This is a genomic window from Myroides odoratimimus, from assembly GCF_038039805.1.
In the GTDB taxonomy this organism is placed as follows: Bacteria; Bacteroidota; Bacteroidia; order Flavobacteriales; family Flavobacteriaceae; genus Flavobacterium; species Flavobacterium odoratimimum_B.
This window is the reverse complement of record NZ_JBBPHK010000054.1, coordinates 1-2,328: the sequence shown is the minus strand read 5'-3', so window position 1 is coordinate 2,328 and position 2,328 is coordinate 1. Positions and strand designations below refer to the sequence as shown.

2 protein-coding genes and 1 pseudogene are annotated in these 2,328 nt (G+C 30.1%); all 3 read right to left on the bottom strand.

The features are described 5' to 3' along the window. Positions 1-202, bottom strand: a 202-nt coding sequence (locus AABL85_RS17335; RefSeq protein ID WP_341311016.1) for a type IX secretion system membrane protein PorP/SprF, incomplete at its 3' end; no start/stop codon positions are given. An 11-nt stretch (positions 203-213) separates the two neighbouring features. Continuing rightward, positions 214-1,479, bottom strand: coding sequence for a gliding motility-associated C-terminal domain-containing protein (locus tag AABL85_RS17330; RefSeq protein ID WP_341311015.1), 1,266 nt, complete (start codon positions 1,477-1,479; stop codon positions 214-216). 91 nt (positions 1,480-1,570) lie between these two features. Further along, a pseudogene (locus AABL85_RS17325) lies at positions 1,571-2,328 on the bottom strand (hypothetical protein); the annotation flags it as partial.

The following is a 2,328-nucleotide window of genomic DNA, read 5'->3' as shown; positions in this document are numbered from 1 at the left end:
CTCCATCTAGTCCTACCCATTGTGTTCTGTACATCCCAAACACATTAAGTGTTCCTCTACTACCTGCATAAGCTGGGTTGATCATATTAGCATTATACATATACTGGGTATACTGCGGATCTTGCTGAGCATAAATCTGTGTTATACTAAACAAACTTAAACCTCCAAGAACGATTGTTATAATTTTATCTTTTAATCTCATATCTTTTAAGTTTAATTGGTTTCTAAATGTAGATTAGATGCTTTCTTTATCATACGACTCCCATTACTGTCTTTATATTCATATGTCAAGACATAAAAGTATGTACCACTAGGTAATTTTTTATTTTTTTCGACAGTAGTTCTACCCTCTGAATACCCAGTAAACACATTGATACTTCCATCACCATTCGAATCGTAATTAATAGTTTCATATACCTTAACTCCCCAACGGTTATAGATTTCCACTTTATTATTAGGATACTTATTGATATTTTCAATAACAAAGTAATCGTTTTTACCATCTCCATTTGGAGTAACCAAATTATAGATCACAATATCTCCATCTAACATCCAATCCTTTTTCACAGTTGCTAAAGTAAAATAGCCGTATCCTTTTACTGTAGTAGGGGTAGTTACCATTTTAGTTGACATATCGACTACTCCTCCTTCATCCACCCATAACTTTTTTTCGTCATCCCAGCGAACAATATGCAGCTCTTTTTCTGGATCATTTATAACTTCTTTAAGTGTTGTACGTTCATCCCAAGTTAAACTCAGTAAAAAAGAATTTGAAAGCTTACTTTCATCCTTAACATACCAATATTCATTTGTGTTAATCTTAGAAATTACACCTTCTGCCTCTTGATGCTCATCAAAAAAACTTTGATCTTTTAAAACATATTCTGCAGATACAGTTTCTTTAATTGTTTTTGTTCCATTAATAAAAGCTGGTCTAAAAAATCCTTCATCTCCAATAGGATATCTAAAGCGAGTATTTCCAAACTTAATTACTCTTCCTTCAACATGACTAAAATCACTCTCATCAGTGCTACTTGCAGTATAATCAAAAACAAATTGAGTATTCTTATCTTTTATTTTAACTATCCCTTCTTTAAAAGATGCATTTCCTAAAATAAAAAGATCTCCTGAGGCTAAAAAAGCCGTCTCTTTTTTTGTATTATTAAATACAACATGGTTGAAAAACAGAGGGCTAATTCCTTCTATGTTTTGAATCTGATCATCTATATCTGTTCGATCAAAAAAAGCATATGACGTCTTCAAATTAGCACTAAAATCATAGATTCCTTTATTAGATAGGTTACCATAATAATACACCAAACCATCATTATATATTTCACCCTTTTCTAAATTTGAAAAGCTAGAAACACAGGATACAATTGTATTAGGTTCTACATAAAACCCTCCTTCATTTACAATTTGAGCACTTGAAAGCCAAGGAACTAGAGTCGATATTACTATATATAAATTTTTTCTCATAACGTTCTTTTTTAATTAATATCTCATACACAAATACCTTTTTCAAAAATCTACTTTAGTAAAAGATATAAAGTGTAATTACTTAATAATATTATCTATTATTAAGCTTATTCTCTAATTGTTCCAAACGGCTTTCAAACTCAATATTCTTTTCTATTAATTTTCTATTACTATCTATTAAGTTATTTATTTTTTCATCTTTTTTATTTAGCCTCTCATCAAACTCTATAGCATGTAAAAATAATTCCTCTATTTTTTCTAGTTGTTGAATTGTTAATTCTGATAAATCAAACTGATAACCATATGAATCTTTTTCTAATTCACCAATTGGAGTTACTCCAGGTAAATGGTAATGCTTAGAAACAAATGCTTTTACATAATCAAGACTATTAAACTCATATGTTGTTTTAATTGAAGAGTCTCCTAAAAAGTACTTTTCAAAAACATAATCTGCATACACTGAATTTGTTGTAAAAAACTTACCTTTAGTTTGAATACTACCTTCTACAAAAAGATCCACATTTTCCTTTAAATTTTCTGGTAAAGATGTAGATGCATCTACACCTACAAGTACTTTACCTGTACGATAAACGTCTTCTGCTGGATCAAAAGAAGAATTAATTGTACTTACTTTATTCCAAGTACTTCCACCTCCTGAAGAAGAATTAGTTGAGAAACTAACACCAACAGCGTCTTGTTTTAGAACACCATCTTTATCAAATGAACTCTCATTAAAATAAGTATAGGTACCATCGTTGTTGTTAACTAAACTCGTTACAGTTTCATGAGCTTTAACAACTGATGATATATCTATAACCTTAGTAGATCCATCACTAGCGATATAACTAA